Source organism: Actinomycetota bacterium (assembly GCA_014360645.1).
Lineage (GTDB): Bacteria > Actinomycetota > Geothermincolia > Geothermincolales > RBG-13-55-18 > Solincola_B.
Map to the genome: position 1 here is coordinate 136,868 of JACIXD010000001.1, position 26,259 is coordinate 163,126.

At 66.6% G+C, this 26,259-nt stretch carries 24 protein-coding genes; 9 read left to right on the forward strand and 15 right to left on the reverse strand.

Going from position 1 to position 26,259, the window contains the following annotated elements; genetic code table 11:
* The first annotated feature begins 85 nt into the window (after positions 1-85).
* Positions 86-754, forward strand: a complete 669-nt coding sequence (locus H5T74_00630) for a response regulator transcription factor (protein ID MBC7228884.1) — start codon at positions 86-88, stop codon at positions 752-754.
* Here H5T74_00630 and H5T74_00635 read toward each other — a convergent pair.
* Positions 726-1,886: a glycosyltransferase family 4 protein gene (locus H5T74_00635; protein ID MBC7228885.1), complete on the reverse strand. Its 1,161-nt coding sequence runs from the start codon at positions 1,884-1,886 to the stop codon at positions 726-728. The genes H5T74_00630 and H5T74_00635 overlap by 29 nt on opposite strands.
* A 216-nt stretch (positions 1,887-2,102) precedes the next feature.
* The gene (locus H5T74_00640; protein MBC7228886.1) at positions 2,103-2,819 is read right to left on the reverse strand and encodes an NAD+ synthase; all 717 of its coding nucleotides are present in this window, start codon (positions 2,817-2,819) and stop codon (positions 2,103-2,105) included.
* 403 nt (positions 2,820-3,222) lie between these two features.
* On the opposite strand from H5T74_00640, the gene H5T74_00645 reads away from it, so the two are divergent.
* Positions 3,223-4,554 (forward strand): nucleotide sugar dehydrogenase, encoded by a 1,332-nt coding sequence (locus tag H5T74_00645; GenBank protein ID MBC7228887.1) that lies wholly within the window; start codon positions 3,223-3,225, stop codon positions 4,552-4,554.
* A gap of 255 nt (positions 4,555-4,809) precedes the next feature.
* Here the strand turns inward: H5T74_00645 and H5T74_00650 are convergent, their stop codons facing one another.
* From H5T74_00650 to H5T74_00670, 5 genes are all read right to left on the reverse strand, one after another.
* Positions 4,810-5,883 carry a hypothetical protein gene (locus tag H5T74_00650; protein ID MBC7228888.1) on the reverse strand — a complete coding sequence of 358 codons (1,074 nt, stop codon included), beginning with the start codon at positions 5,881-5,883 and terminating at the stop codon, positions 4,810-4,812.
* A gap of 275 nt (positions 5,884-6,158) precedes the next feature.
* Positions 6,159-7,751 (reverse strand): trehalose-6-phosphate synthase, encoded by a 1,593-nt coding sequence (locus tag H5T74_00655; protein ID MBC7228889.1) that lies wholly within the window; start codon positions 7,749-7,751, stop codon positions 6,159-6,161.
* Between the two features lie 48 nt (positions 7,752-7,799).
* Complete coding sequence (locus tag H5T74_00660; protein MBC7228890.1) at positions 7,800-8,630, reverse strand: hypothetical protein; 831 nt, start codon at positions 8,628-8,630, stop codon at positions 7,800-7,802.
* Between the two features lie 33 nt (positions 8,631-8,663).
* Complete coding sequence (locus H5T74_00665; protein MBC7228891.1) at positions 8,664-8,813, reverse strand: hypothetical protein; 150 nt, start codon at positions 8,811-8,813, stop codon at positions 8,664-8,666.
* A gap of 319 nt (positions 8,814-9,132) precedes the next feature.
* Positions 9,133-9,648: a nitroreductase family protein gene (locus tag H5T74_00670; protein ID MBC7228892.1), complete on the reverse strand. Its 516-nt coding sequence runs from the start codon at positions 9,646-9,648 to the stop codon at positions 9,133-9,135.
* Positions 9,649-10,032: 384 nt separating this feature from the next.
* Between H5T74_00670 and H5T74_00675 the strand changes: the two genes are divergently transcribed.
* The gene (locus H5T74_00675; protein ID MBC7228893.1) at positions 10,033-11,280 is read left to right on the forward strand and encodes a glycosyltransferase; all 1,248 of its coding nucleotides are present in this window, start codon (positions 10,033-10,035) and stop codon (positions 11,278-11,280) included.
* A gap of 322 nt (positions 11,281-11,602) precedes the next feature.
* On the opposite strand, the gene H5T74_00680 is transcribed toward H5T74_00675, so the two are convergent.
* Entirely contained in the window at positions 11,603-12,268 is a 666-nt protein-coding gene (locus H5T74_00680; GenBank protein ID MBC7228894.1) for an ABC transporter ATP-binding protein, read from the reverse strand.
* A gap of 358 nt (positions 12,269-12,626) precedes the next feature.
* Between H5T74_00680 and H5T74_00685 the strand changes: the two genes are divergently transcribed.
* The gene (locus H5T74_00685; GenBank protein ID MBC7228895.1) at positions 12,627-13,673 is read left to right on the forward strand and encodes a nitronate monooxygenase; all 1,047 of its coding nucleotides are present in this window, start codon (positions 12,627-12,629) and stop codon (positions 13,671-13,673) included.
* 237 nt (positions 13,674-13,910) lie between these two features.
* On the opposite strand, the gene otsB is transcribed toward H5T74_00685, so the two are convergent.
* The 5 genes from otsB to H5T74_00710 all read right to left on the reverse strand — a co-directional run bounded on the left by otsB (position 13,911) and on the right by H5T74_00710 (position 20,016).
* Positions 13,911-14,678 (reverse strand): trehalose-phosphatase, encoded by a 768-nt coding sequence (otsB, locus tag H5T74_00690; GenBank protein ID MBC7228896.1) that lies wholly within the window; start codon positions 14,676-14,678, stop codon positions 13,911-13,913.
* A gap of 251 nt (positions 14,679-14,929) precedes the next feature.
* Positions 14,930-15,733 carry a hypothetical protein gene (locus H5T74_00695; protein ID MBC7228897.1) on the reverse strand — a complete coding sequence of 268 codons (804 nt, stop codon included), beginning with the start codon at positions 15,731-15,733 and terminating at the stop codon, positions 14,930-14,932.
* 3 nt (positions 15,734-15,736) lie between these two features.
* Entirely contained in the window at positions 15,737-16,687 is a 951-nt protein-coding gene (locus tag H5T74_00700) for a GDP-mannose 4,6-dehydratase (GenBank protein MBC7228898.1), read from the reverse strand.
* Between the two features lie 296 nt (positions 16,688-16,983).
* Positions 16,984-17,892 carry a zinc ribbon domain-containing protein gene (locus H5T74_00705; protein MBC7228899.1) on the reverse strand — a complete coding sequence of 303 codons (909 nt, stop codon included), beginning with the start codon at positions 17,890-17,892 and terminating at the stop codon, positions 16,984-16,986.
* 96 nt (positions 17,893-17,988) lie between these two features.
* Complete coding sequence (locus H5T74_00710; GenBank protein ID MBC7228900.1) at positions 17,989-20,016, reverse strand: L,D-transpeptidase family protein; 2,028 nt, start codon at positions 20,014-20,016, stop codon at positions 17,989-17,991.
* A gap of 560 nt (positions 20,017-20,576) precedes the next feature.
* Between H5T74_00710 and H5T74_00715 the strand changes: the two genes are divergently transcribed.
* The 5 genes from H5T74_00715 (at position 20,577) to H5T74_00735 (ending at position 23,770) form a co-directional block, all read left to right on the forward strand.
* Positions 20,577-20,909, forward strand: coding sequence for a hypothetical protein (locus H5T74_00715; protein ID MBC7228901.1), 333 nt, complete (start codon positions 20,577-20,579; stop codon positions 20,907-20,909).
* Positions 20,910-21,141: 232 nt separating this feature from the next.
* Positions 21,142-21,975 carry a 16S rRNA (cytidine(1402)-2'-O)-methyltransferase gene (gene rsmI, locus H5T74_00720; GenBank protein MBC7228902.1) on the forward strand — a complete coding sequence of 278 codons (834 nt, stop codon included), beginning with the start codon at positions 21,142-21,144 and terminating at the stop codon, positions 21,973-21,975.
* 198 nt (positions 21,976-22,173) lie between these two features.
* The gene (locus tag H5T74_00725; protein MBC7228903.1) at positions 22,174-22,593 is read left to right on the forward strand and encodes a DUF2330 domain-containing protein; all 420 of its coding nucleotides are present in this window, start codon (positions 22,174-22,176) and stop codon (positions 22,591-22,593) included.
* Between the two features lie 39 nt (positions 22,594-22,632).
* The gene (locus H5T74_00730) at positions 22,633-22,890 is read left to right on the forward strand and encodes a DUF2330 domain-containing protein (protein MBC7228904.1); all 258 of its coding nucleotides are present in this window, start codon (positions 22,633-22,635) and stop codon (positions 22,888-22,890) included.
* 604 nt (positions 22,891-23,494) lie between these two features.
* The gene (locus tag H5T74_00735) at positions 23,495-23,770 is read left to right on the forward strand and encodes a hypothetical protein (protein MBC7228905.1); all 276 of its coding nucleotides are present in this window, start codon (positions 23,495-23,497) and stop codon (positions 23,768-23,770) included.
* Positions 23,771-23,804: 34 nt separating this feature from the next.
* Here H5T74_00735 and H5T74_00740 read toward each other — a convergent pair whose 3' ends face one another.
* Both H5T74_00740 and metG read right to left on the reverse strand, forming a co-directional pair.
* Positions 23,805-24,542, reverse strand: a complete 738-nt coding sequence (locus H5T74_00740; protein ID MBC7228906.1) for a TatD family hydrolase — start codon at positions 24,540-24,542, stop codon at positions 23,805-23,807.
* A 57-nt stretch (positions 24,543-24,599) separates the two neighbouring features.
* On the reverse strand, positions 24,600-26,144 hold the full coding sequence (metG, locus tag H5T74_00745; GenBank protein MBC7228907.1) for a methionine--tRNA ligase: 1,545 nt from the start codon (positions 26,142-26,144) through the stop codon (positions 24,600-24,602).
* Positions 26,145-26,259: the final 115 nt, after the last annotated feature.

Sequence of the window (26,259 nt, forward strand, 5' to 3'; positions counted from 1 at the left end):
GAGGCGGCCGCGAACGGGTCAGGGCGGAGATTGTGGCCTCCGCCGGGAGCGCGCCGGCGGCCGGGGTTGACCTGGAGGGGTGAGGATGGAGGACAGGTCGGGGAGGATACGCGTCCTGTTGGTGGACGACCACGCCATACTGCGGGAGGGCCTGGCATCCCTCATCGAGAAGCAGGACGACATCACCGTGGTGGGGGAGGCGGAGGACGGCGCGGCCTCACTGCAGAAGGCGGAGACCCTCCTCCCCGACGTGGTGGTGCTGGACATAAAGCTGGCGGACATGTCGGGCATCGAGGTGTGCCGCCGCCTCAAGGAGAGCTACCCCCTGGTCAAGGTGATCATGCTCTCCATGTACGAGGACTATGAATACGTCAACCGGGCGCTGCGGGTGGGAGCGGATGGCTACCTGCTGAAGAAGGTGGCCAGCGCCGAGCTGGTGAACGCCATCCGCAAGGCGCGGCGGGGGGAGAAGGTCTTCAGCCCCCAGGTGCTGGACATGATCGTGTCCTCCTTCAAGGAGGAGAGAGGGGAGGTTCCGGACAGTTCGCCGCTGCACGCCCTGACCTCCCGGGAGCGCGAGGTGCTGGAGCTCATGAGCGAGGGGATGAGCAACAAGGAGATCGGCGCCCGGCTGTTCATCTCTCCCAAGACGGTGGAGAAGGCGGTTTCCAACATATTCCATAAACTGGGGGTGAACTCCCGCACCGCGGCGGTCAAGATCTTCCTCAGCGGGGCGGGGCGTGGTTCCCCGTGAGGCGGCGGTATTCCTCGAAGAGCCGGGCGCGCATGCGGGCGTGGTCGAAATCCCGCTCTACCTTGCGGCGCGCGCGCCGCGTGTAGTTCTCCACCGCCCGCGGGGCCTGCAGGTAGAACTCCAGGGCCTCGGCCAGGGCTGCGGGATCCCGGTCCCTCACCAGAATGCCGTCGCGTCCGTCCTCCACGATCTCCCGCGGCCCCCGCACGTCGCAGGCGATCACCGGCACTCCCGAGGCCATGGCCTCGATGAGGGTGACCCCGAAGCCCTCGCGCGAGGAGGGGAGGACGTAGATGTCGAAGGCGCGGTAGAAGCGCTCGGGGTCGAAACGATAACCGGTGAAGACGAGGGGCAGGGGCGGCGAGGTCCCTGCGGCGAGCTCCGCCAGGCGTTCGTGCTCCCGCGGCTCCAGAAAATGGTCTCCCACCAGCACCAACCAGAGGCGGGGATGCGCGGGAAGGAGACGTGCCGCCGCCTCCACCAGGGTATCGAGGTTCTTCTCCCGCCGGATCTCCCCTATGTAACCGATGACGGTGGCGTCGGCGGGGATCCCCAGCTCTTCCCTCAACCCGCCGTCGTCCCCAGGCCGGAAACGCTCCAGGTCCACGCCGTTGTGGATGAGCCTGGCCCGGGTGGGGGCGACGACCTTTTTCGCCGCCGCCAGGGCGAGGTCCTCGGCGTTGACGAAGATGATGAGGTGGCAGCGCTTTCCGGCGAAGCGCTCCGCCGCGAGCACCAGGTTTTTCCTGAGCCTGCCGGAGCGGTGGGAGAAATAGAAGCCGTTGCAGGTATGGACCACCGCCCGTACCCCGAGCTTCCAAGCCGCAAGACGTCCCAGCACGCCGTCCTTGGGGTTATGGGTATGCACGAGGTCGAAACCGCCCTCCCGTATCAGGGCCTTGAGGCGGCGGTAGGCACCGAGGTCCGCCAGGGGGGTTACGCTGCGGGTGATGGGGATGTCGTGCACGGCAAGCCCCGCGCCCTCCAGCGTCTCCCTGAAGGAGGTCACCCGGCAGGCGACGTGCACCTCATGTCCCCGCTCCGCCAGCTCCCGGAAAAACGGCAACATGTAGGGAGAGGCGGCGAAGCGGTCCAGGTTGCAAACCTCGAGCACGCGCAGCTTGTCGGACATGGGTACATTATATGCTCCCGCGACCGTCTTTGCGGGATGGGACCGAGGCCGTAGGCCGAAAGGGGGGAAGACGCCCGGCGCTAAGGGCGCTGGGAGACGGCGCGCGCATCGTCCCGCCGCCGCTGACCGGCCTGGAGACGGGCGCGTCTCCCTCCGGCCGGGCTCGCGAGAGCGAGGATGCGGGCGGGGCGGGGCGACCGCTCTCCGCCTCGCGGGTCAGGGAGGGCAGGCAGCGGGAAGGCGTCTTTTGAAGGAGGAGGCCCTCACCATGCGGCGCACGCGCGCCACCAGCTCGGGGTCGAAACCCTCCGCCGCAAGGTCCTCGTCGTTGCGGCCTAGGTCGAAGACGGCGTGGAGGACGCGGTCCGCTTCCTCGTAGGTGATTCCCATCTCCCCCTCGTCGGTCTGACCCTGCCACAGGTCCGCGGTGGGCGGTTTCTCGATGATGCGTGCCGGCACGCCGAGGTAGGCGGCGAGCTGCCTCACCTGGGACTTGTAGAGCCCGCCGAGGGGGGTGAAGGCGCAGGCCATGTCCCCCCAAAGGGTGGTGTAGCCCAGAAGCGCCTCGGTGCGGTTGCCGGTGCCCAGCACCAGGGCGTCAAGGGCCGCCGACTGGTCGTAGAGAACGGCCATGCGCGTGCGCGCCATGAAGTTGCCCCGCCTCTTGTTGTCCGCGTCCGGGAAGCGCTCGAAATAGGCGTCCACCATGGGGGTGATGTCGATGGTCCGGTGCTCTATGCCCAGCTCGCCCGCGACCAGGAGCGCGTCCTCGATGCTCGAGGGGCTGGTGGTCCTGTAGGGAAGGAGAAAGGCGGTGAGCGCCTCCCTGCCCAGGGCACGCACGGCCAGGTAGGAAGAAGTGGCGGAATCCAGGCCGCCCGAAAGCCCGACCACCAGGCGCGACTTGCCCGCCTCCTCCATCCTCTCCCCCATGAAGGCGACGATCCTTTCCAGTGTCTCCTCGGGCTCTATCCTGGGAACGTCCACCCGTGACGCACCTCCCGTCTGGCGAGCCGGGCCCGCGATAGGCGGTCCCCGGCCCGCCCTCGTCTCGCCGCCATGTAGCTCGCTCTGCTCTACCGACCGTTGTCCTGCCGTTCACGGCGGGGTCCTTTTTGCATGGACCCCGCCCATCATTTTACCTTCCCCACGGGGATGCGCGTAAAGGGATACCTTCCCCGCAGGGATGCGCGTATAGGGATACCTTCCCCGCGGGGATGCGCGCATTGCCCATAAGGGGACGCCGTTTTTCGTGCCGGGGCTGCGCCCTCTTCCGTGCCCGCTGCTGCAACGCGCCCCGGTAGCCTGACCACGATGCCCGGTTCATGGTAAATTCATGGACGGGCGCGAGCGGCAAGGAGATTACGGAAAGGGGTGCGTGATGGGTCTCCTGGAGAGGATCAGGGAGCGCGAGGCCCTGGTGGGAGTGATAGGCCTGGGTTACGTGGGGCTCCCCCTGGCGCTGGAGGCGGCGGACGCGGGCTTCTGCGTGGTGGGCCTGGAAAAAGACGGGAAAAAGAGAGAGCGCATCGCGGCGGGCGAGGCCATTTACGAGGGGCTAGACGGCGGAAGGATAAAGCGCCTTGTCGGGGAGGGCAGGCTGCGCGTGAGCGGAGAGGCCGCCGACCTCCTCGACTGCGGGGTCGTCTGCGTGTGCGTGCCCACCCCCCTGTCCGCCACGAGGGACCCGGACCTCGGATTCGTGAGGGATGCGGCGAGGCAGTGCGAGCAGCTCGTCCGCGAAGGCGGGCGCCCGAAGCTGGTGGCGGTGGAATCCACCTCCTATCCAGGGACCACGCGCGAGGTGGTAGGGCCCATCATGACGGAGAACGGCCTGGCGCCCTGCGGCGATTTTCACCTCGCCTATTCGCCGGAGCGCGTCGATCCCGGCAACCGCAGGTGGAACATAGCCAACACCCCCAAACTGGTGGGAGGCATGCGCGACTGCTGCGCCGAGCTGGCGGAGGCCTTCTACGGGGCCTTCGTGGGCGAGATGGTGCGCGTGAGCTCCCCTGAGGTGGCGGAGATGGCCAAGCTCCTGGAGAACATCTTCCGCGGCGTCAACATCGCGCTGGTGAACGAGCTGTGGATGCTCTGCGACCGCATGGGCATCGACGTCTGGGAGGTCATCGAGGCCGCCGCCACCAAGCCCTTCGGGTTCATGCCCTTCTGGCCGGGGCCGGGGCTGGGAGGCCACTGCATCCCCGTGGACCCCTTCTACCTGTCCTGGAAGGCGAGGGAATACGATTTCCAGACCGAGTTCATCGAGCTGGCGGGAAAGGTCAACGTGAACATGCCCTATTTCGTGGCGGGCTTGGTCACGCGCGAGCTCAACCGCGCGGGCAAGAGCCTGGCGGGCTCGCGGGTACTGGTGCTGGGGGTTGCCTACAAGCCCGGGGTGGGGGACACGCGCGAGACGCCGGCGGCCAAGCTCATGGAGCTGCTCATGCGCGAGGGGGCGGAGGTGTCCTACCACGACCCCTTCGTGCCGGAGTTCGAGGTGGGGGGCGTGAACCTGCACGGCGTCGCTCTGGACGAGGATACCCTGGGGTCGTTCGATTGCGCGGTGGTGGTGACCGCCCACCAGGACGTGGATTACGGGTTGCTCTCACGCTCCGGAATACCGGTGGTGGATACCAGGAACGCCCTGCGCGCCGCCGGAAGATAGCGTATAAGGACCTGCGTCCAGGCTCCTGGAGGCATAAAAGACAGCCTTCCCCATGCAAGGGGAGCAATCGAACCATGAGGAAGGCCGTGGCCGAACGTGACGGATATGCCTGAACGGAAACGGTCACAGAGGCATGGGAAGAGGCATGGTGGAGAGAAGGCCGTCATGCGGCGCCATATATCTTAAGACAGGGAGCCCTGGCCGGATGAGAACCATGAGGACAAAGGCGGCTTCTACGAGCGCGCCCGCGGACCTTCAGGAGAGGACCAGCCGGAGGGTGCTGCCCTCGACCTCGTATTCAAGCGAAACCCGACCTCCGCTCCGATGATCCCGGAGCGCCAGCAGCCGCCCCGCCACCACGGGGGCGAGGAAGGCGTTTTTCACCACCACCTCCCAGGCACCCTCACGCTCGCGCATCTCCTCCAACAGCCCGAGGCCCCTCAGGGCGAGATATTCCCGCAGCGCCCCCTCCTCCCAGGGCGGGAAAGCGTCCCCGTTGGCGGCCAGCCTCTCCGCCAGCCCGCGCCGCTCGAAAGCGATGAGTATGTCGTCCACGCAGCTTCCCAGCTCGCGGCCCAGCTCCCTGAGGATGGAGTTCAGGCCGTGCACGCCCATGAAGATCGTCCGCGTGCCGTCGGAGCGGTCGATTATGAGCCCTCTCTCCAGGTCGAAGGACAGCAGCGCGCCCACGCCGCGGGGCGCCCCGCACCTTCCGCACCGCGCCAGGGACGCCCCCTCGCCCCTGCGCTCGGGGACGAGGTTCTCGGCGAAAAGGCGGCGGTACGTCTCCTCCTCCCCGTCTTCGCCCTCGGCACGCCTGAAATCGACGAGGTAGGAGGCGTTTTTTTCCAGGATGTCATAGGCGATGCGGCATCCGTCGGCGATCTGGAGGATGCCGGAGATGATGGCCAGGCAGTTGGAGAGGTCGAAGGGATCCTTGATGTCCACCGTGGCGCCGTCCCCCCTCCGTCGTTCGACTATCCTCACCTCCGCGACTCCGATGGCCTTTCCGAAGCCCACCAGCATGCGCTCGGTGAAGGTGTGGAGGGGCGCGCTGAACAGCACCCTCCCGATATGGGGATGGGACTCGTAGAGCACCCCCAGCACCTTGACGGCGGCGTGCGTGCCCGCGTGATAGACAATGCGGCCGAGGGGGATCCCCAGCTTTCCCTCGAGCTCCGCCACCAGCAGCGAGGGGTACGCGGCCTCGTAAACGCAGAGGCTCGCCGTGCCGCTGGTGATGTCCACGATACATCCGTCCCGCCAAGCCTGGGTCAGGCTCAATGCGCGGGGGAGGCCGCATGCCCTGCAGGCGCCCAGCATGGTCATCCCTCCCGGGTCCATGGTCGAAACCGCGTTGCCTAGCAATATATCGGAAAAAAGGTTACCCACCATTAGCTTTTGATGTCGGAAAACCTCCTCACGGCGCGCTTGGCCGGGGGCTGTCGAAGTCGGGGTGGAGAAAGCCGGGCCGTCTGCCCCGCGGAAAGTTAAGCGCGGGATTCCATGTAAAAGAATCGGAGCACGGAAACAAGGGGAGCATCAAGGCCGAGGACGACCGCCGAGGAGAGGTGGGGATACGCACGGGTCCTCGGCCGCGGGCGTCAGTCGAAGCGCTCATAGCGGGGGAGCTCGAGCAGGGGTTCGGAGGAGGCCTTCTCGGCGGCGCGCTGGCGTTCCACCCTGCGCAGGGCGCGCATCTGCTGCAGGAACCACAGGAAAGAGGTGTTCTGTTTCACCACCTCCCGCGCCGCCCTGGCCATGGCCCTGCGTTTCCGGTCGCCCAGCTCCAGCCCTCTCCTTATCCCCAGCGCCGTCTCCGCCACGTCCAGGGGATTGACGGGGATGACCGCGCCGCGCAGCTCGTGATAGGCGCCGGCGCCCACCGAGAGCACGATGACCCCGTCGCGGCGGTTGAGCACCGCTCCCTCCTTGCACACCAGGTTCATGCCGTCGATGACCGGGTTCACCAGCAGCACGTCGAACTCCATGAGCGCGGCCAGGGAGCGGGGGTAGTTGTCCTCGATGTCCAGGATGACGGGGTCCCATTCCAGGGTGGAGAACTCCCGGTTGATGGCCGCCGCCGTCTCCTCGATCTCCCTCCTGAGGTCTCGGTATTCCCGCAGGTTCTCCCGGGAGGGGTAGAGGAGGTTGGCGAAGACCACCCGTTCGTGCCATCGGGGATGGCCTGCCAGAAAATCCCTGTAGGCGAGCAGGCCACGGAGGATGTTCTTGGAGGGCTCCACCCGGTCCACGCGCACCAGGAGGCGGCGCTCCCCCGCCAGGGCGCGCAGCCTCTCGCGGTGCGAGGCCACGTCTCTCCTCGCGGCCATCCTCTCCAGGGCCTCGTGGTCGATGGAGATGGGATAGTGGCGCACGAAGACGTCCCTCTGCCCGTAGCGCACCACGCGGCGCTTGCCGTCCACCGCCGCGCGCACCGCCTCCCCCTCCCGGCAGCACTGCAGGAAGTTGTTCACGTAGTGATGGGTGTGAAAGCCCAGGACGTCGTTGGCCAGCATGCCCTGCAACAGCTCGCGGCGCATGCCCTGGGGGAGCATGCGGAAATAATCCGGCTGCACCCAGGGGCTGTGGGTGAAGTGGTGGATGAGCACCTCGGGCTCCCTGCGGCGCAGGTAATGCGCGCAGAGGTAGAGGTGGTAGTCCTGCAGGAAGACCAGGGGCTTCTTGTCGCTGGCGCGGATCTCTCTGAGGATCTCCTCGGCGAAGAGGCGATTGACCTTGCGGTAGCCGTTGTTCCAGGCCTCGTGCACCGCCTCGTCTATGACCGGGCGCCGGATGACGTCGAAGAGGTAGTGCTGCAGGGGCCAGAGGATGGAGTTGCTGATGACGTTGTAGTACTGGTCGTAATCGCGCTTCTCGGGGACGATGAACTTCACCCAGTACTGGGGCCTGTCCGGGGGCATGGCCATACGTCCGCCGGCGGCGTCGCGCGCCATGACGGCGTCCTCGCGGGTGCGGGCGGTGGAGATCCACACCGCGTCCGTAGCCGTGAGGGCGGTGGACATGGCGGTGACCACGCCCCCCGCGCCGCGGAAGGCCTTGATGGTGCCGTCCGCGGCGCGACGGAACTCCACCGGGCCCCGGTTGGAGGCCACGATGACGAACTTGTCCCGGAGGTACTGGCGCACCTGCCGCGGCGTGATGGTCTCCAGGTCCAGCTCGTCGAACTCCTCCATGGCGGCATCACCCCGTCGGTCGTCAGCCGTCGCCGTGAACCCTCGCGCCTAAAGTATATACCACCATGGGGTCAGCCCCGGACATGGGACATCTCTTGGATCAGCCCCGCATTCCACCCGGCCTCCGCCGCGGAAACCGGACATCATCCAGCCCGGCTCCCGGACACGGGACGGCTCCCGCTCCGCCGCCGCCCGTCCGCACAGGCATGTGCCGAAGGGCACCAGCGCGCACCGCCGCCGCACCTCCTCGCCGAGGCCCCTTTCCGCCTTCATCTCCAGGACGCCCTCCCTGTCATCCGCCAGGAACACCGTTCCCTGCGATTCGAATGACAGCCAGGGGATGGAGAGCACCAGGTCGAGTGACCGCGCGAGGATCTCCTCCAAACTCGCGCCGCTCAGCGAGAGCTCCAGCAGGGAGTTCATGGTCCGCAGGAGGTCGTTGTTGCAGCGGAGCCGCTCTTCCAGGCGGTAGTGGTAGAGCGACTCCGCCACCACGGGCGCAAGCGCCTCCAGACCTTCCAGCTCCCCCTCGCCTCCCCCCCGCCCGTTTTTCTTCGCCAGGTGCATGACCCCGATGGTCTCGGAGCGGAAGGCGAGGGGCAGGATAGAAAGTGACCGGAAGCCCGCGTTTCGACAGGCGTCCCGGTAGCGTACCGCCCCCTCCCCGCGCCGCGAGTCCAGGAAGGCCGGGAGGTCGTCTGAGTGGAAAGACCCGCCCCGGGTCATCCCCGGGGCGTCGCACGCGCACATGTCCTCCCGGGCCATGCGGGTACACAGACATTCGTCATCGTCCACGCGCAGCCACCGCTCCTCTCGCAGAAACCCCTCGGGATAGCCGCGGTGTGCCACGAAGGGGAGGTTGCCGTGCTCGTCCTTCACCCTGATCCCCAGGGCGTCGTATCCGAAGGTCTCCTACAGGTCCTGTATCACGGCCTCCAGAAAAGGGAGCATGGAGCCGTACCTGGAGGAATAATCCCGGCAACGCCCCACGAGCCGGTCGGTTACGGCCGGCCCACCACCGTCCCCTTCCCTTGCTCCACTCCCATCTCGATGAGCCGCCATGTACCCCTCCTTTGTGAGCTCCGGCGTCCCCTGCCCGACGTGGTTGCGTGCCCTGCGGCGATTTCCGACCCTGAAGCGCGAGTGAATATATAGATATTATAACAAAATCTTACAATATCTATGTCAGGAAATGGGATAAGTCGGTGGCTTCCGGTTAATTTTTTCCTAAACGATCCATGCGCTGGCACCAGGATAAATGCCGGCTAAGGAATGGGACCCCCGGTGCGTGGCCGACGCGCGGAAAGGCCGAGGGCCCGCCCGCCGCGCGGGCGATCGGGGCCCCGCCCCATGCGGAGGTCCGTCCCGCGCTGGCGGCCGCTCACCAGCGGTCGGGGCGCACGATCTCCCCCAGGGGCCTGCGGGGCGGAGCGTCGGGGATCACGGCGGGGTACCCCAGCGGCGTGAGGGCCACCACGCGGATGTTCTCGGGAACGCCGAGGATGGAGCGTATCTCGTCCTCCTTTATCCAGCCCACCCAGCAGGTGCCCAAGCCCTGGTTCCAGGCCTCCAGCATGAGCTGCTGCATGCTGATGCCGATGTCCAGCATGTAATAAGGCTGTCCGTTGACGTTGCCCGACCTCTCGGGGTCCGCGCAGGCGACGATGAGCACCGGGGCCCCGGTCACCGCCTTCTGGATGGGGTTTCCCTCCAGGGTGGCGGCGATGGCCTCCTTCACCTCCGGGTCCCTGACCACGATATAGGTCCAGCACTGCATGTTGGCCCAGGAAGGAGCGAGGCGTGCGGCCTCCAGCACCGCCTCCAGCTTCTCCTCCTCCACAGGCCGGTCGCCGTAACGGCGGATGCTCCGCCTCTCCCGCAAGACCTTCATGACCATGGGCTCCACTCCTTTCGGACATCTGCGACCCCGGCCGTCTGTGTGGCCGCGCGCCGTCTTACTGCCTCCAGTAAAAGCCCATCGGCGCGGCGGGCGCAACCCGGGGGCGCCCGGCAGGCGTCGGGTGCGCCGGGGCGGCCGTGCCCTCGGGCGCGCGTCCCCGGGACCCCCGGGCCGCGCCCGGCCCGTCCGCGAAACCAGGGGACGGCCCGCCGGGCGCAGGGATGCGGGGCCAGAAGCTCCGGGGCGCCTTGGCGGCACCGGGGAGAAGAGGAGCCCGGAGACCGAAAGTCCGGGAATCGGACACTATGCCGTGGCGGTGCGGCATTATAAAATGGCCCTGTATGGGATCGTCGGCGGCAGGGGAGAGGAGGGAACGGCGAGATGTTGGCCAGGGTGCCGGTGCAGACCCGTAACCTCGAGCAGTACCGCCCCATAGCCGGGGACGAGGTGGTGGACGAGATCCTCGCTCTCGGCAGGGAGCTCTCCGGGGCCCGCGTGGCCCACATAAACAGCACCGCGCACGGCGGAGGCGTGGCGGAGCTCCTCTATACCCAGGTCCCGCTGATGAGGAGCGCGGGGCTGGAGGCGGACTGGTTCCTCGTGGAGGGCGACGCGGACTTCTTCACTATCACTAAATATTTCCATAATGCCCTCCAGGGCATGGAGCTCCCCATCACCGGGGAGATGAAGGCGAAATACCTCTCGGTGTGCGAGGAGAACGCCGCGCGCTTCGACCGCGAGTTCGATTACGTCATCGTCCACGACCCCCAGCCCTGCGCCATGATCGCCTCCCTGCAGGACTCGCCTTACCGCAGGGCGAAGTGGATATGGCGCTGCCATATCGACACCACCTACGCCCGGGAAGACGCCTGGGATTTCATCAAGCCGTATATAGACATGTACGACGGGGCAATCTTCACCATGGACTCCTACATCAAGTCTCCAATCGAGGTGAGCTACCTGGCGTTCATCCCTCCCTCCATAGACCCCCTCAGCGCCAAGAACATCATCCCCGAGAAGAGGGTGCAGTCGGACATCGCGCGCCGCTACGGCGTCGACGAGAACCGGCCCATCATGCTGCAGGTCTCGCGTTTCGACCCCTGGAAGGACCCCCTGGGGTTGGTGGACTGCTACCGCCTGGTCAAGGAGAGACACCGCGAGGTGCAGCTGGTGTACCTGGCGAGCATGGCCGACGATGACCCCGAGGGCTGGCACTACTACGAGAAGACCTCCGACTACAGCGCCGGCGACCCGGACATCTTCCTCCTCTCCAACCATCAGGGCATCGGCAACGTGGAGGTGAGCGCCTTCCAGGCCATGGCCGACGTGGTGTTGCAGAAGTCGCTGCGGGAGGGGTTCGGCCTCACGGTGACCGAGGCCATGTGGAAGAGGAAGCCGGTGGTGGCGGGGGGAGTGGGGGGCATCCTGCTGCAGGTGGACGACGGGGTGAACGGCTTCCTGGTGGAGAGCACGGAGGAGGCGGCGGAGAAGGTGAGGCTGCTCCTGGAAAGCCCCGCCACCGCGCAGCGCATGGGCGAGGCCGGCCACGACAAGGTGCGCCGCAACTTCCTTTGCACCCGCCACCTGAGGGACTACCTGCGCTTCTTCCGACTTCTGGAACGCGCCTGAAGTCCGGGATCCCTCCCCGGCGGGCCTTCTTTTTACGGCTCTGCGGCGACTCGCAAGGACACCGGGGACGGAGGTGCCGCCGGAGCCGCCCCGGCGGGCCCTCTTTCTCCGGGCTCGCGGCGCTCCGGGTTTGCGGCGCTTACGGGGGGGAGACGCCCGTGCGGAAAAGGGCCGCGCATCATGCTCACCGGTGCCTCGCGGGGCTCCGTGCCTCGTGCTGCGCGGGGCGGTGCCTTCTCGCGCCGGCGGGAGCCCGGGCGCGGGAGGGCTCAGGCGAACGGAACGGCGCCGGGGAACGGGAGGACGTCGGGAGAGGCTCCGTTCACCAGACCAGCTCCCCGGCGTCCCTGGGGTTCTCCATCTCGATTATCTCCGCCACCTCGCCGCTGTGGAGGCGGATGGTGCGGTCGGACATCTCGGCGATAGCCGAGTTGTGGGTCACCAGGATGATGGTCTGTCCGTTCTCGCGGTTGATCCTCTGCATCACCTTGAGCACGTTTATCCCCGTCTCGTAGTCCAGCTCGCCGGTGGGTTCGTCGCAGAGCAGGATGGGGGGGCTCTTGACGATGGCCCTGGCGATGGCCACGCGCTGCTGCTCCCCTCCCGAGAGCTGGCTGGGGAAGTGGTGGGCGCGCTCCGCCAGGCCCACCATCTCCAGCGCCTTCATGGACTTGTCCCGGGTGTCCCTTTCCACCAGCTCCAGCGCGAATTCCACGTTCTCCAGCGCCGTCAGGGTGGGGATGAGGTTGAAGAACTGGAAGATGAAGCCGATCTGGGTGCGGCGGTAATCGGTAAGGCCGCCGGGGTCGAGGTCGGAGATGTCCTGCCCGTTCACCACCAGCCTGCCCCCGCTGATGGTATCCATGCCGCCGATGAGGTTGAGGAGGGTGGTCTTGCCCGACCCGCTGGGCCCGAGGATGACGATGAACTCCCCCTCCTTGATGCTCAGGTTGACGTTGCGCAGGGCCCTCACCTCGAGCTCGCCCATGGGATAGGTCTTGCATACGTCCTCGAAGACGATGAGGTCTCTTCCGCTGTCACCGCGCTTCACCAAGCGCCTCTACCTCCCGCGTGTCGGACCGGCGCTGCCGTGCCCTCACCTGGCATTCGTCCCCACATGATACAACATCGCCGCGTGCCGTGGCATGTCCCGAGCCGGCGCCCCGGAACCATGTACGGCCAACGCCCGGGTCCATGGAATAAGAGGTCGAACGCCGGTCGTTTGCATCCGGCGTGTCCAGGTATGCCCGGGTTCCAAGACCAGGGATGACCGCGGACGCTCGCCTGGTGCATAATAGGGCGTGGCAGTCGGCAAGCGGGAAACCGCCGTCCATGGAGGTACGGGCATGATCAGCACCCCACTGACGGAGATGTTGGGCATCCGCTACCCGGTTATCCAGGCGGGCATGGGCCCGTGGAACACCGACAGGCTGTGCATCGCAGCCGCCAACGCGGGCGCGCTGGGCATCATCAGCACCGTGGGCATCGGCTACTTCTGGACCAGGCCGGAGGAGGGCACCGCCAGGACCCCCTACGATTTCCTCCGCGCCATCATCGCCAGGGTGGCGGAGGAGACGGCGGAGCGCAGAGGGGTTTTCGGTGCCAACATCCCCCTGGCCATGGAGTTCAAGGAGCAGGTCCAGGGGCTGATCAGGGCGGCTGCCGACGCCCGCGGGGAGGACGCGGACGTGGCCGCGCGCCTCAAGGTGATCATCACCTCGGCGGGCAACCCCACCCCCTGGGGGGAGGCCATCAAGGAGAGCGGGGCGCTGTGGTTCTACGTGGCCCCCTCCGTCTATCACGCCCTCAAGGCGCAGAGCGCGGGAGCGGACGTGGTCGTCGCCTCGGGGCGCGAGGGAGGGGGACACGTCGCCTTCGAGCCCATCCACACCATGGTGCTCCTCCCCGCGGTGGTCAGGGCGGTGGACATCCCCGTGGTGGGGGCGGGGGGCTTCTGCGACGGCGCGAGCCTGGTGGCGGCCCTGGCGCTGGGGGCCATCGGGGTGCAGATGGGCACGCGTTTCATCGCCACCCGCGAGAGCGACTTCCACGACCTGTGGAAGAACAAGGTGGTGCAGAGCAGCGAGATGGATACCCTGGTAGGGATTTCCATATTCGGGCCGGCACGCTATCTGAAGAACGAGGTGGCGGTGAAGCTGCACGAGCTTCTCAAGGGAGGTTTCGAGCAGGGGTACAACGAGGGCGTGATGCTGGAGACCAGGGGCATCGCCCTCTCCATAGAGGGCGGAGACCCGGAATGGTCCATCTATTTCGGCGGAGAGGTGGCGGGTCGCATCGACGGCATACCCACCGTGGCCGAGCTGCTGGAGGGCATCGAGGCGGACGCGGAGCGCATCATCACCTCCCTGCAGGGGATGAGAAGACAGAGATAAGGTGGCCGGGCTTTCATATTCCCGTTTTCTGGTTCCCGAAAGGGGTCGAGCCTCCGGACCCCCGGCTTCCTGATCGCGGTCCGCGACATAGGACAGCCGGAGGGTTCAGCGCCTTGAGGCGGTGGGACGGGCCTCCGGACCTCTCCGGTCTCAACAATCTCTCATGCCGCATGATGGGAATAAGGAGAACCGGCACCTGAGATCGCGTGTGAGCGGGTTCTTGAAATGCGCCCCCCGTCAGAGGCGTGCCAGGAGGTCAAGCAGGCCGTCGGGGCCCTCCACCGTGAGGTCTGCCACCGCCTCCAGCTCCACGGGCGTCTCCGGCGAGAGGACGGCGACGGCTATGCCCTCGAAGCCGCCCTCCTTCATGAGATAGCGCAACCCCCGGAAACCGCCCACATCGGTGAGGTCATCGCCGGCGTAAAGGGCGCGGCTCAGCTTCCATCCCGAGGCGAGACGGATGACCACGGTGCCCTTGTCGATGTCCACCGGGGGCCTAAGCTCCACGCTCATGCGCCCCCGCCTGGCTTTGAGTCCCAGGGTGTCGGCAAGCCCCTCGGCCAGGCGCAACACCTCGTCCTCCTCGGAGGGCGCCTGCCGGAAATGCACGGTGACGGAGGCCAGCTTGTCCTCCAGCTCTACCCCGGGATGGTCGATGATCGCCGCTGCCAGTTCGCGGCGGGCGCGTTCCAGGGTCGGGAGGTACGGGAGCACCAGGGGGTCAAGGCGCGCCTCCTCCTCCATCCATTCCATGCCGTGCACTCCCACGTAGTTGATATGCGGCATGCCCACCAGGGATGCGACGTCGGCCGCCCGCCGCCCGGATATCACGCACAAGGGATAGCGCCGGGCCAGGCCGGGGAGCAGCTCGGCGGCGCGGGGATGCAGCCTGGCCTCCCCCGGCGAGGGCGCGACGTCACTGATGGTGCCGTCGAAGTCGAGAAAGATGCCGGAACGCCGGGGTTCCCGGCGGAATCTCTCCATCCAGTCCCACTGCGGGCTCATCTGTCCTCCCGGTGTCTCCGCGGCCCCTACCCGGGGGCCTCTCCTCCGCGCCGCCGGGCGCCCTTACGGCGCCGCCGGCGCCTTATGAGATACGCAAACGATTATATCTCGAAACCTCCGGGCGGGATGCAACCATGGATTATCGCCGAACCTGGCCGGTGCGCCTCGCCGGGGCCCGTTCATGCCGCGCGGATCACCGCACACCGGGCACCGAGCGCGGGCTGCGTGGGAAGGAATCTTCGACCTCATCCTCAGGCGCGGCCGGCGCGCGAGAAGCGCGACCTCAAGCCCCGGCGCGGCGCCCTCCCCGCCACCTTCAGCAGGGGCTCTCCCGCCAGCGCGCGGCCGGGGTTGTCCTCCAGAAGGACGCGCGCCGCCTCCTCGCCCAGGCGGGCGGCGATGATGCGCGCCGCCTCCGAGAGGTCGGGGCCGCGGCCCGATGGAGCGTGGGCGTCCGAGGCCACTAGCCCCGCCAGGCCCTCGTCCAGGAGCGCGAAGGCGCAGCGCGCTGCCGCCCTCCCGTAGATGCCCTCCAGGCTGCCGGCGTTGACCTGCAGCACGATGCCGCGGTCCGCCATCTCCCTCACCAGGCCGAGGCGCGTGGAGAGGTGACGGTTGCGTTCGGGATGTGCCAGGATGGGGGTGAAGCCGTGCAGCTGCACCTGGAAGAGGATCTCGGCGGTGGCGGTGGGCATATCTATGGGAGGGAGGTCGGTGAGGATGAAACCCGCCTCCCCCGGACCGCCCAGGCGCAGTTCCCCCAGGTCGCCCTCCCCGGCGGCGCGGAAAAGGCCGGCGTTGACGCGCACCTCCACCCCCGGCAGCAGCTCGAGGTGTACGCCCTCGCTCATCAACAACCCGCGGCAGCTCTCCACCGCCGGCGCCACTCGCGCCGCCGCCGCCGGGTCGGTATCGAGGTCGCAATGCGGGGTGGCGGCCATGCGCGCCGTGCCGCCCGCGACGGCGGCCCGGGCCATGGCCAGGAAGTCGTCATCGCCGCGTGCTCCGTCGTCAAATCCTGGTAATATATGGGAATGTATGTCGGTGAAGGGCAAGGGCTACCTCCGCAGGTTCTGCCGGTACCACTCCACGGTGCGCTCCAGGCCCTCGCGCAGGGGGGTGGAGGGTTTCCACCCCAGGATGCGGGCGGCCTTGGAGGCGTCCAGGGCGATATGGTCCAGCTCACCCTCGCGCGCCTCGGCATACGCGGGAGACAGATCGCAGTCCAGGATGGAGGCGAGCTCCCGGTAGAGCGCGTTCACGGAGGTCTCCACGCCGGTCCCGATGTTCAGGAACTCGCCGTCCCCGGAGGTGAGGGCGGCGCGGTAGGCGTCGATGACGTCTCCCACGTAGACGAAATCGCGCGTCTGCTCGCCGTCCCCGTAGATGACGCACCCCTCGCCGGAGAGGATGCGCCCGATGAAGATGGCCACCACGCCCGCCTCCCCGAAGGCGTTCTGGCGCGGGCCGTAGACGTTGGCCAGGGCCAGGGTACAGCAGGAGATGCCGCGGGTGCGCTCGTAGTAGCGGATGTATTCCTCGGCCACGTTCTTGCTCACCCCGTAGGGGGAGTCGGGGCGCCTGGGAGCGTCCTCGGATACGGGGATGGCCTCCGGTTCGCCGTAGACGCAGCCCCCGGAACTGGTGTTGATGAAGCGCTTGACGCCGTTCTCCACCGCCAGTTGGATGACGTTCAGGGTGCCGAGGACGTTCACCTCCGCGTCCAGCACGGGGTCCTTCACCGAGACCCGTACGTCGGGCTGGGCCGCCAGATGGATCACGGCGTCCTGCTCTTTCCCCCTGAAGGCCGCCACCAGGGCGTCGTCCCTTATGTCCACGTGCAGGAAATTGAAGCGGTTCTCCTTCGCCGCCTCCTTGACGTTGTAGAGGTTCTCGAACCTCCCGGTGGAGAGGTTGTCCACCACCGTCACCGCGTGGCCTTCCTGCAGCAGGGTATCGACGAGGTTGGAACCGATGAATCCCGCTCCTCCCGTGACCACTATCCGCACCTGCGCACCTTCCTTTCTTCCGCGAGCCCGGGGTTCCCTGCCCGCTCCTCGCGGGTACGGCCTCCGGCGCCCGTCCGGGCGGCATCAGTAAAAGACTACCATACGGAGCGATCCCCCGGTCCAGTATTCCACGCTCCGGACGCGTGCACCTCTTCCCGGGTCTCCTTCCCCTGTGGCACGGGCGGCAAAGGGACGGTATGCGCAAGGCGCTCCACGACGCGGGCAGCGGCACGTCGACGAGATGGGCGGAAAAAGGATATGGACACGCGACGTAAGCCGGGCAGCCGGTACCGCGTTCAGTAATTCGCGCTCCCCGTTTCCCGCGGCACCTCCTCCCCGTTGCGTGACTCCCACTTGAAGGAGCCGGTGATGGAGAAGAACTGAGGCCGCACGGCCTTGTATTCGCCGTAGGGCGCCTGGGCCTGGAAGAGGAAGAGGCTGTCTCCGGCCACGATGTAGAAGAGCAGGAAGCGGGCCTCCTCGCCCATGATATTGGCGTCGAACTCGGTGTAGAAGGCGGGCAGTCCCGATACCCTGCTGGCGGTGAAAAGGTCATGCCCCGGGGTCTCGCCGCTCCCGGTCGTACTCTCCCCCCGCGCCGCGTCCCCGGGAGCGGTGCCGTACCCGCCTCCCTCGGGGGTGGAGGGTCCCCAGGAAGGAGTGGAGCCCGCGTTGCCGGGGTTGCCCCCCAGGGCGCGTATGCGCTTCAGGGCGTCGTCCACCAGGAAATCCTTGATGCTCTCCAACCCGCCGATGGAGACCAGGGGATCCAGCTGGTAGGCGCGTAGGGACAGGCTCTTCCTGCTGGTGAGGGAGATGGTGAGGGATGTCAGCTCGTCTTCCTCCATGACCTCTCTCTCCAGTATCCAGTTGTTGGGATAGGAGATGCTGTACCCCAGCTCGGGGTCGCTGTAGGAAAGGGTGTTGTCCACCGCTTCCGTCTCCTCCGACCTCTCTCCCCCGCTTCCCCAGGCCATGCGGTAGACAAGGTAGCCGCCCCCGGCGAGGACGGCCAGGGATAGCGCCACTACCAGCACCAGCAGGAGATAGAACCCTATGCTGCGCCGGCGGGGGAGGACGATGTCGTGCTCGGCATCCTCCCCCAGGAAGCTCTCCACCAGGCTTTCCTGGGAGAGGGCCGCGCCGCAGATGCCGCAGTATCTCGCTCTCTCGGGCTGGTAGCTGCCGCATTCCGGACAGATCAAGACATCACCTCGCCTGCTCCTCAGGCCCGCCGTTCCTACCTGGATTATAGACGATGCATGGGCTGCCGCGGTTGCCCGCGGTCCGCGGGGACGCCGTTAGCGCGGGTAGCTGAAGTACATGGCGCGCTCCACCACCGCCGGACCGCCGGTGTCCACGCGAATGGAGAACTCGCCGTTCGACAGACCCGGGACCAGGTTGACCTTGAGGGTGGCGCGGCTGTGGGGCCCGATCATCATGGGCTGGCCCACGGTGGTGCCGTCGGGGCGGCAGAAGGTCACCACTACCGGGAGCTCGTTCTCGTTGGGGTTCATCACCAGCAGGTAGGCGTCGAAGAACTGCGAGGTGTAGCCCTCGGCGAAGAGATGCAGGATGCCGGGGTCGGTGCAGCCCACCTGCGCGTGGCCGCCTGGACATTCCGCGTACCCGAAGTACATGGCGCGCTCCGCCACCACCGGGAGGTCGGAGTCCAGTCTTACCGAGACGTCGGTATCTCCCATCTCCGGGACGGCGTCGACGATGATGGTGATCCTGCTGCGGGCGGAGGCGAGGAAGCCATGGCTGGACACGCTGCCGTCGGGCTTCATGAAATCCAGCGTTACCGTCGCGTCTTCCCGGTTGGGGTTGAACACCAGGATGTACTCGTCGAAACCTCCCCCGGTGTAGCCCTCGGCGAAAAACCATTCCGTGGCCGGCTCGTTGGTGCCCGAGGTCACCGTCCCCCCGTCGATGCCGTTGTACCCGAAGTACATGGCGCGCTCCACCACCACCGGCCCTCTGGCGCGCACGTGCACCGAGACGTCGGTGTCCGACATGCCGGGGAAGTCGTCCACGCGCAGGGTGAGGCGGGTGTGGGGGCCGATGTTGAAGGTGTGGGTCTGGGAACTGCCGTCGGGAAGCGCCATGTCCACGTCGAAGGCCGTGGCGGCGTCCCCGGGGTTGAGTACCAGGATGTACTCGTCGAAACCTCCCCCGGTGTATCCCTCGGCGAAAAACCACTCCCTGGACGGCTCATTCACTCCCAGGGACACGTGTCCCCCCGTCTTGCCGTGGTAGTCGAAGTACATGGCGCGCTCCGCGACCACCGGCCTTTCGGCGCGCACGTGCACCGAGACGTCGGTGTCCGACATGCCGGGGAAGTCGTCCACGTTGAGGGTGAGGCGGGTGTGGGGGCCGATAGTGAAGGTGTGGGTCTGGGAACTGCCGTCCGGCAGCATCATGCGGAAATCGAAGGCCGTGGCGGCGTCCCCGGGATTGAACACCAGGATGTATTCGTTGAAACCTCCCCCTGTGTATCCCTCGGCGAAATACCAGTCGGTATGGGGGGCGGCGGTGCCCATGGAGACATGTCCTCCCTGTATGGGCGCGGGAGGGGCCTGGAACGGTCCCGGGATGATGGAGACCGGCGTCCCTACCGGCGCCCACTCGTACGGTATGTGAGCCTGGGTGGGATCCAGCCTCACGCAGCCGTTGGAGACCGGGTGACCCAGGCTGGAGTAATCGGCCTGGACCCCGTAGTAGGTGGGCCATGCGTGGATGGCATAGTCCTCGTAGAACCCCATCCAGTAGTAGCAGACACAACCTGGGTACTTGGGCACGGGGTGTTCCCTGTCCTTATAGAGGATCTTGAAATCGCCCGTGGGCGTCGGGGTGCTGCTCTTGCCGGTGGAGACCCGGAAATCGTACACCGGGCGGCCGTTCTCCAGGCAGTACATCTTCTGCTCGGCGAGGGAGATGACGATGCTCTTCCGAGGCGTGACCGCGGCGGTGAAGACCTGCGCTTCCGGGGTTGCGGAGAGCTCGGGCGTGGGGGCGCTCTCGCGCCCTCTCTCATCGACGGAGGTTATCACGTAATAATAGGTGACGCCGTCCCGGAGTCCGGTGTCGACGTACCCCAGGTAGTTGATGAAGACGTCCGTCGATCTCTGGCCGACGAGCTGGTAAGGCCCCCCCGGGGTTTCCGAGCGGTACACGCGGTACGCCGCGATACCGGGGCTGGGGCTTTCGGACCAACCCAGGTCTATGGTGCCGCCCGGATCGTCCGGGCGGTCCCAGGCCCTGGGATCGGAGGGCGGCAGGGGACCTCCCACCGCGGAGGCGCCGACGGCGCTCGCGGAAAAGAGCATCAGGAATATTAACAGGGCTGCTGCCGGCAGGCGGAGCGCCTTATGCCTGCCTGCCGCGTGCAAAGCGGGTCTCTTTGATGGCATGCGATCCTTCGTCTTCCCATCCAGGGCAAAGCGCGCTGCCCGCGCAGAGCTTTCCTTCCCGAGCCCGGGAGCGTGATGCCTCCCGATACAGTGGTAATTATGGGGTCGGCCCCGGGATTTAGCAAGGGCGCTCATCATGCTCATCGGGGTTGCTGGCCGGGACCCCCCTCGGGTCCGCCGCCGGACCGTGGGGCGAGATCACGAACCTCGTATCGCGCAGTATGGCCACGCCGCCGGGGTATGTCGGGGCATGTTAAGAAGGCGGTCGTCGCTGCCGATTTAGATACTGTCGCATGCGTATACGTACAGGCAGGGAAAAAGGGTTTCATGCCAGGTCGGGGCCCGCCCCCCCTGAAGCGGGGTCTGTTCCCGGCGGCACGGACGCCGGTAGGGACGAAGTCGGTGGGTTTTGAGGTCCCGTTTTCCGGTGAGCGGGAGCCGGCGGCGACAAAAAGGTCGGGATACGAGGTGATGATTTGGCGCGCGTAGGGAATTTCATCGTCCGCGACGCGGACATCGACAGAATAAAGCTGGAACTTATCACCTTCTTCAAGGACAACCCCGGCACCGTGGACTGCGCCGAGAAGATCGGCCAGCGCCTCGGCCGCAACCGCGAGGAGGTGGAGAAGGCGCTGGAGGAACTCGCCGAGCACGGGATCTGCTACCGTATATCCTCCCGGCCGGTGCCCATCTACATGTATTACGCCTCGGCCCAGATCCTGAGGCGCATCGCCGAGCTGGCCCCCGACCTCGACTACACCGCCCAACTGGAGCTGGTGAACACTCTCCTGGCGCGCCGCAAGCCCTAGAACAGGGAAATGGGGTCAGCCCCGGACATGGGACAAACCATAACCCCAAAAGACGAACCGCTCTTCCCTCAGGAGGCGCGACGGATCCCGTTCATGATGGAAAGGCGTCTGGAAGCGAGGAAACAGGTTCGTGAAACCGCAGGTGTTGGCCGGCGGAGCGCGGAAGGCGTTGCGGACGGATTGAAGAATATGTCCCATGTCCGGGGCTGACCCCAGGGCTTATAATCCAGGTATGGGTGAGGGGACGCTCTACCTGGTGGGCACGCCCATCGGCAATATGGAAGACATTACCATACGGGCTCTACGCATCCTGCGGGAGGCCGACCTCATCGCCGCTGAGGACACGCGGCGGGCGCGTAAACTTCTGGCGCGCCACGATATCCGCACCCCGGTCACCTCCTACCACGGGCACAACGAGCGCGAGAAGGCGGAGTGGGTGGCGGGCGAAGTCGCCGCCGGAAAAAAAGTGGCGGTAATCAGCGACGCCGGCATGCCGGGCATCTCGGACCCCGGCTTCCGCGTAGTGGAGGAGTGCGCCCGGCGGGGACTCAAGGTGGAGGTGGTGCCGGGACCCAGCTCACTCACGTCGGCGCTGGCGCTGTCGGGCTTTCCCCTCGCGAGGTTCCACTTCCTTGGGTTCCTGCCGCGCAAGCGGAGCGAGCGGCGAACATTCCTCTCCTCCCTTCTGCGCGATGGAGACGCGCTGGTGTTCTACGAGGCCCCCCACCGCATGCTCGAGACCATGGGCGACCTTGCCGAGCTGGCGCCGGAGCGTCAGGTGGTGGTGGCCCGTGAGCTGACCAAGATCAATGAGGAGGTGCTGAGGGGGAAGGCGCCGGAGGTGCTGGCCACGCTGGAGGATGGTGGCAGGCGCGGCGAGTTCGTGATCGTGGTGGCACCAGGCAGAGAGGGAGAGGCGCCCCCCCTGCCGCAGCTCGCCGGCGAGGTGGCGGAGCTGGTCGCCGGAGGGATGGCTCCCCGCGAGGCGGTGCGCGCGGTGGCGTCCAGGCACGGCGTCTCACAGCGCGGGGTATATGCAGCCTGGCTGGAAGGCAAAGACGGATAGCGGGTCGCCCCGATCATGTCCGGCATTCCATCCCCTTCGGGGCGGCGTGGGTCGGGCGGATCGATATCTCGGAGGAGACGGAACTCCAAAGATACTCTCCACGCCCAAGGTCATCATCGTCTTCACGTACTTGTGACGGCGACTGTCCTGTAAATATCGAGGCGAAGTGGGCTCGGAATGCGCGGCGGCTTCTTATGCATGGCGATCGTGGTTTTGATCTCCCTGGCTCTCTCCAGCGGGACGGCATGCGCCGACGGCGGGTTCATGGGCAAGGAGGGACGCGACATCGCGGAGCCGGAGCAGATAGCGGCCATATTCTTCCACCAGGGGATGGAGGAGCTCTTCCTCTCCGTGAGTTACCGTGGCGCGGTGGATGAGTTCGCCTGGCTGGTGCCGAGGCCTGAGCCGCCGGAGATCGAGGGGTCGGACGTGGTCCTCTTCCTGGCACTGAGCGCTTTCTCGCCGTCGGTGACGGATCGTGGTGTGAACAGGCTTTCAGGCTGGGAATCGGAAGGCGAGAACAAGGGCGTGGAGGTCATCGAGGAGCGCAGCGTGGGCGCCCTCGACCTCACGGTGGTGCGCGCGGATGACGCTGAAGACCTCGGGTCATGGCTCTAGGAAAGGGGCTTTACACATGACGAGGAGGCCGGGGAGGTCCTGGAGGAATATGTCCGGCGCGGATGGTTTATCGCGGCCATGCGCTTGAGTCCCTCCAGGGCGGAGGAAGAGGGGGAGTGGCAGGAATACGAGCTCTCCGAAGGGATGATCGACCCCCTCCGCTTCACCTTTGAAGCCCCCGAGCCGGTATATCCGCTGCGTATATCCTCGCTCAACCCTGGCATGACCGAAGTACTCCTCTACGTTACCGTCGTCGCGCTGGCCGGTTCGGCCGACCTCATCCCCCTGGGGGCATGAGCGAAGACCGGCAGCGGGAAAGACGCGGATGGAAAAACCGCCGTGCTCTGTGGGGCATGAGACGCCCTGGCCCTGGGAAGAGAACATCCTGGTCGAGCAAGCGGGGTGGTCGAAGATGGTGCACCGGGATGGGTCGGTGGAGGTGACCGGCGTCTCGAGCAGGGTTTCTTCCCTGCTCGAACCGTGGGCGGACCCCTGCTCGCTCATGACTTTGAGGGCCATGAGCTGGAATGGCGGAAAGGCGTGTTGGAAGGAGATGGGGAGTTGGAGTGGGGTATCACGCAACGGCGGGAAGACGACTGGCAGACGTGCTACCTGAAGGTCACGGATCTCGAGAGCGGTATGGTGCGCCGGGCGGAGATCGGCATGAAGACGGCGCACACCGTGCGTCTGTCATCCCGGAGTGACAGGCTATGGGTGGCGATGAACCCCGAAGTTCCCGTGAACGCGACGGAGGTGCAGGAGTACGACTTTCCCGCCCTGACTCTTCTGCGCTTCGTGATCCATGACCGGTGCCTGATGACCGAGCAGGGAGAGATGGTGCTCTCTGAAGAGGGGGAGCCCCTCCTCGCGGGGGTATTCCAGGGCGGAGCGGATGACGTGGATGTTAGTGACAGGCTTTCTCTCGCTGCTGGAGGAGAGCGCCGATTTCCGTGGCGAGGGCCTGAGCATGGCGGGCGCCAGGGAAGATATGGGAGTACCCGGTTCCGGAAAGGCTTTCGACGTTTGGTTCTGCGACGCCATGGACGGAAGCCCTTTTCTGCTGTTGGGAGGATATGATCACGGGCGCGACGGAGAGACGGGTGCGATCCTGGTCGTGGACGGGCGCGACGGCGCCCTGTACGAGGTCTGCGAGGGGATCCCCGTGGGCTGGCGTTGACGGCTCGGATGTCCCATGTCCGGGGCTGACCCCATTAAAAAGGGTCGGGCAGCATCAGTTCCTCCAGGGGGATGCCCTTGAGTTCGGCCACCTTGGCGGCGACGAGCACCACCCGCTCGGGGGAGTTGGGGGTGCCGCGGTAGGGGTGGGGGGAGAGGAAGGGACAGTCGGTCTCCACCAGCAGGCGGTCGAGGGGAATCTGGCGAACGATATCCCGCAGGCGCCCGGCGTTTTGGAAGGTCACCGGCCCCGCCACGGAGATAAACCCGCCCATGTACATGACCTCGCGCGCCATGGCGAGGTCGCCCGAGAAACAGTGCATGACCAGCCTGCCGTCGAAGGGGGCGTACTCCTCCAGTATGCGCAGGGTGTCGGAATGGGCCTCGCGGTCATGCACCACCACCGGCAGGTCCAGCTCCCGGGCCAGCTCGACCAGGGAGCGGAAGGCGCGTTCCTGGTCGGGGCGGGGGGAGAGGTTGCGGTAGAAGTCGAGGCCGGTCTCGCCGATGCCCACCACCCGCTGGTCTCCGGCCAGGCGTCGCAGCTCCCTCAGGGCGGCGGCGTCCAGGTCCTTCGCGTCGTGGGGGTGCATGCCCACCACCGCCCTTACCTCCGGGAAGGTGCGGGCCAGCTCAACGGCGCGGCGGCTCGACTCCAGGTTGATGCCGACGGTGACCACCCCGGTCACCCCGGCGTTGCGCGCCCGCTCCAGGACCGCGCCGACGTCCTCCTCCAGGAGGTCGAGGTGGGCGTGGGTGTCCACAAGCCGCATGCGCTGTCCCCCCATCGATGGCGTTTCCAGGCAGCCCCCGGCGGCGACCATGCCTGCCTAGCGGCCCGTTTCCATGCGGGGGAAGAGGGGGTCGCCCTTGGAGACCTTCTGGCCGGGCGGAAAGAGCCCCCACGCCCCGGCGGCCGGGAGGTGGTGCAGGTGGATGGAGTCCGTGAATCCCAGGCGGCGCCAGATGCCCTCTCCCGTCCAGGGCATGAAGGGCAGGACGAGGAGGGCGGTGAGGCGCACCGCCTCCACCTGGTTGTAGAGCACGGTGTCGAGGCGTCCCGCTCTGGCGGGGTCCTTGGCCAGGTCCCAGGCGGCGGTCTCGTCCACGTAGCGGTTGACGGCTCCCAGGTAGTTCCAGACGGCCTGCAGCGCCTCGTTGAAGGCCAGGGCGTCCATGGCCGCGTCCAACTCCTCGAAGACGCGGGACGCGGCCTCCCTGAGGGCGGCGTCCGCCGCTTCTTCCTCCCCGCCGGCCTCCGGGACCGCCCCTCCGCGATAGCGCTCCACCATGGCCAGCACGCGGCTGACCATGTTGCCGAGGGCGTTGGCGAGGTCGGCGTTGTAGCGCCCGGTCATGTTCTCGCGGGAGAAATTGCCGTCGTATCCGAAGGAGAACTCCCGCAGGAAATAGTAGCGGTAGGCGTCGGTACCGTATGCGTCGATGAGCTCGTGGGGGCTGATGACGTTCCCCTTCGACTTGGACATCTTCTCTCCCTCCACCGTGAGCCATCCGTGGGCGAAGACCTGGCGGGGCAGGGGCAGATCCGCGGCCATGAGCATGGCGGGCCAGATGATGGCGTGGAAGCGCAGGATCTCCTTGCCGATGAGATGGACGTCGGCGGGCCAGGTGCTGCGGAAGCGCTCCTCGTCGATGCCGTAGTCGATGGCGCTGATGTAGTTGAGGAGGGCGTCGAACCACACGTACATCACCTGGCTCTCGTCGAAGGGGAGCGGGATGCCCCAGGTGATGGTCTTGCGGCTGATGCTCTGGTCGGTGAGGCCTTGCCGGATGAAGCTCACCACCTCATTGCGCCGCATCTCCGGCTGCACGAACTCGGGGTGGGCCTCGATGTGTCGCAGGAGGCGGTCGGCGTAGGCGGAGAGGCGGAAGAAGTAGTTCTCCTCCTGCACCATCTCCACCTCCCGCCCGCACTGGGGGCATCTCCCCTCCACCAGCTGGGAGGGCAGCCAGAAGGACTCGTCGGGCACGCAGTACCATCCCTCGTAGGTGTCGAGGTAGATGTCGCCCCGTTCATAGAGCTTCTGGATGAAGCGGCGCGCCACCTCCGCGTGGCGGGGCGAGGTGGTGCGGATGAAGAAATCGTTGCTGATGTTGAGCCGCTCCCACACCTCGGTGAAGTGCACCACCATGCGGTCGGCCCATTCCTGGGGGGTCACGCCGTTGCGCTCGGCGGCGCGCGCCACGTGCTGGCCGTGCTCGTCGGTGCCGGTGAGGAAGAAGACCTCCTCGCCCTTGAGTCGGTGGTAGCGCGCGAGCACGTCGGCGACCACCGTGGTGTAGGCGGTGCCGATGTGGGGGTGGTCGTTGACGTAATAGATGGGTGTGGTCACGTAGTATGCCTTCTTGTACATTTTTTCCTTCCCATGTAAAATATTACAAGAAAATATTGACACCCCTTCCGGGATGCACATATAATTATATCCCTGGTGATACCCGACGTTGTCAAGGAGAACGGACGGCGCCCGG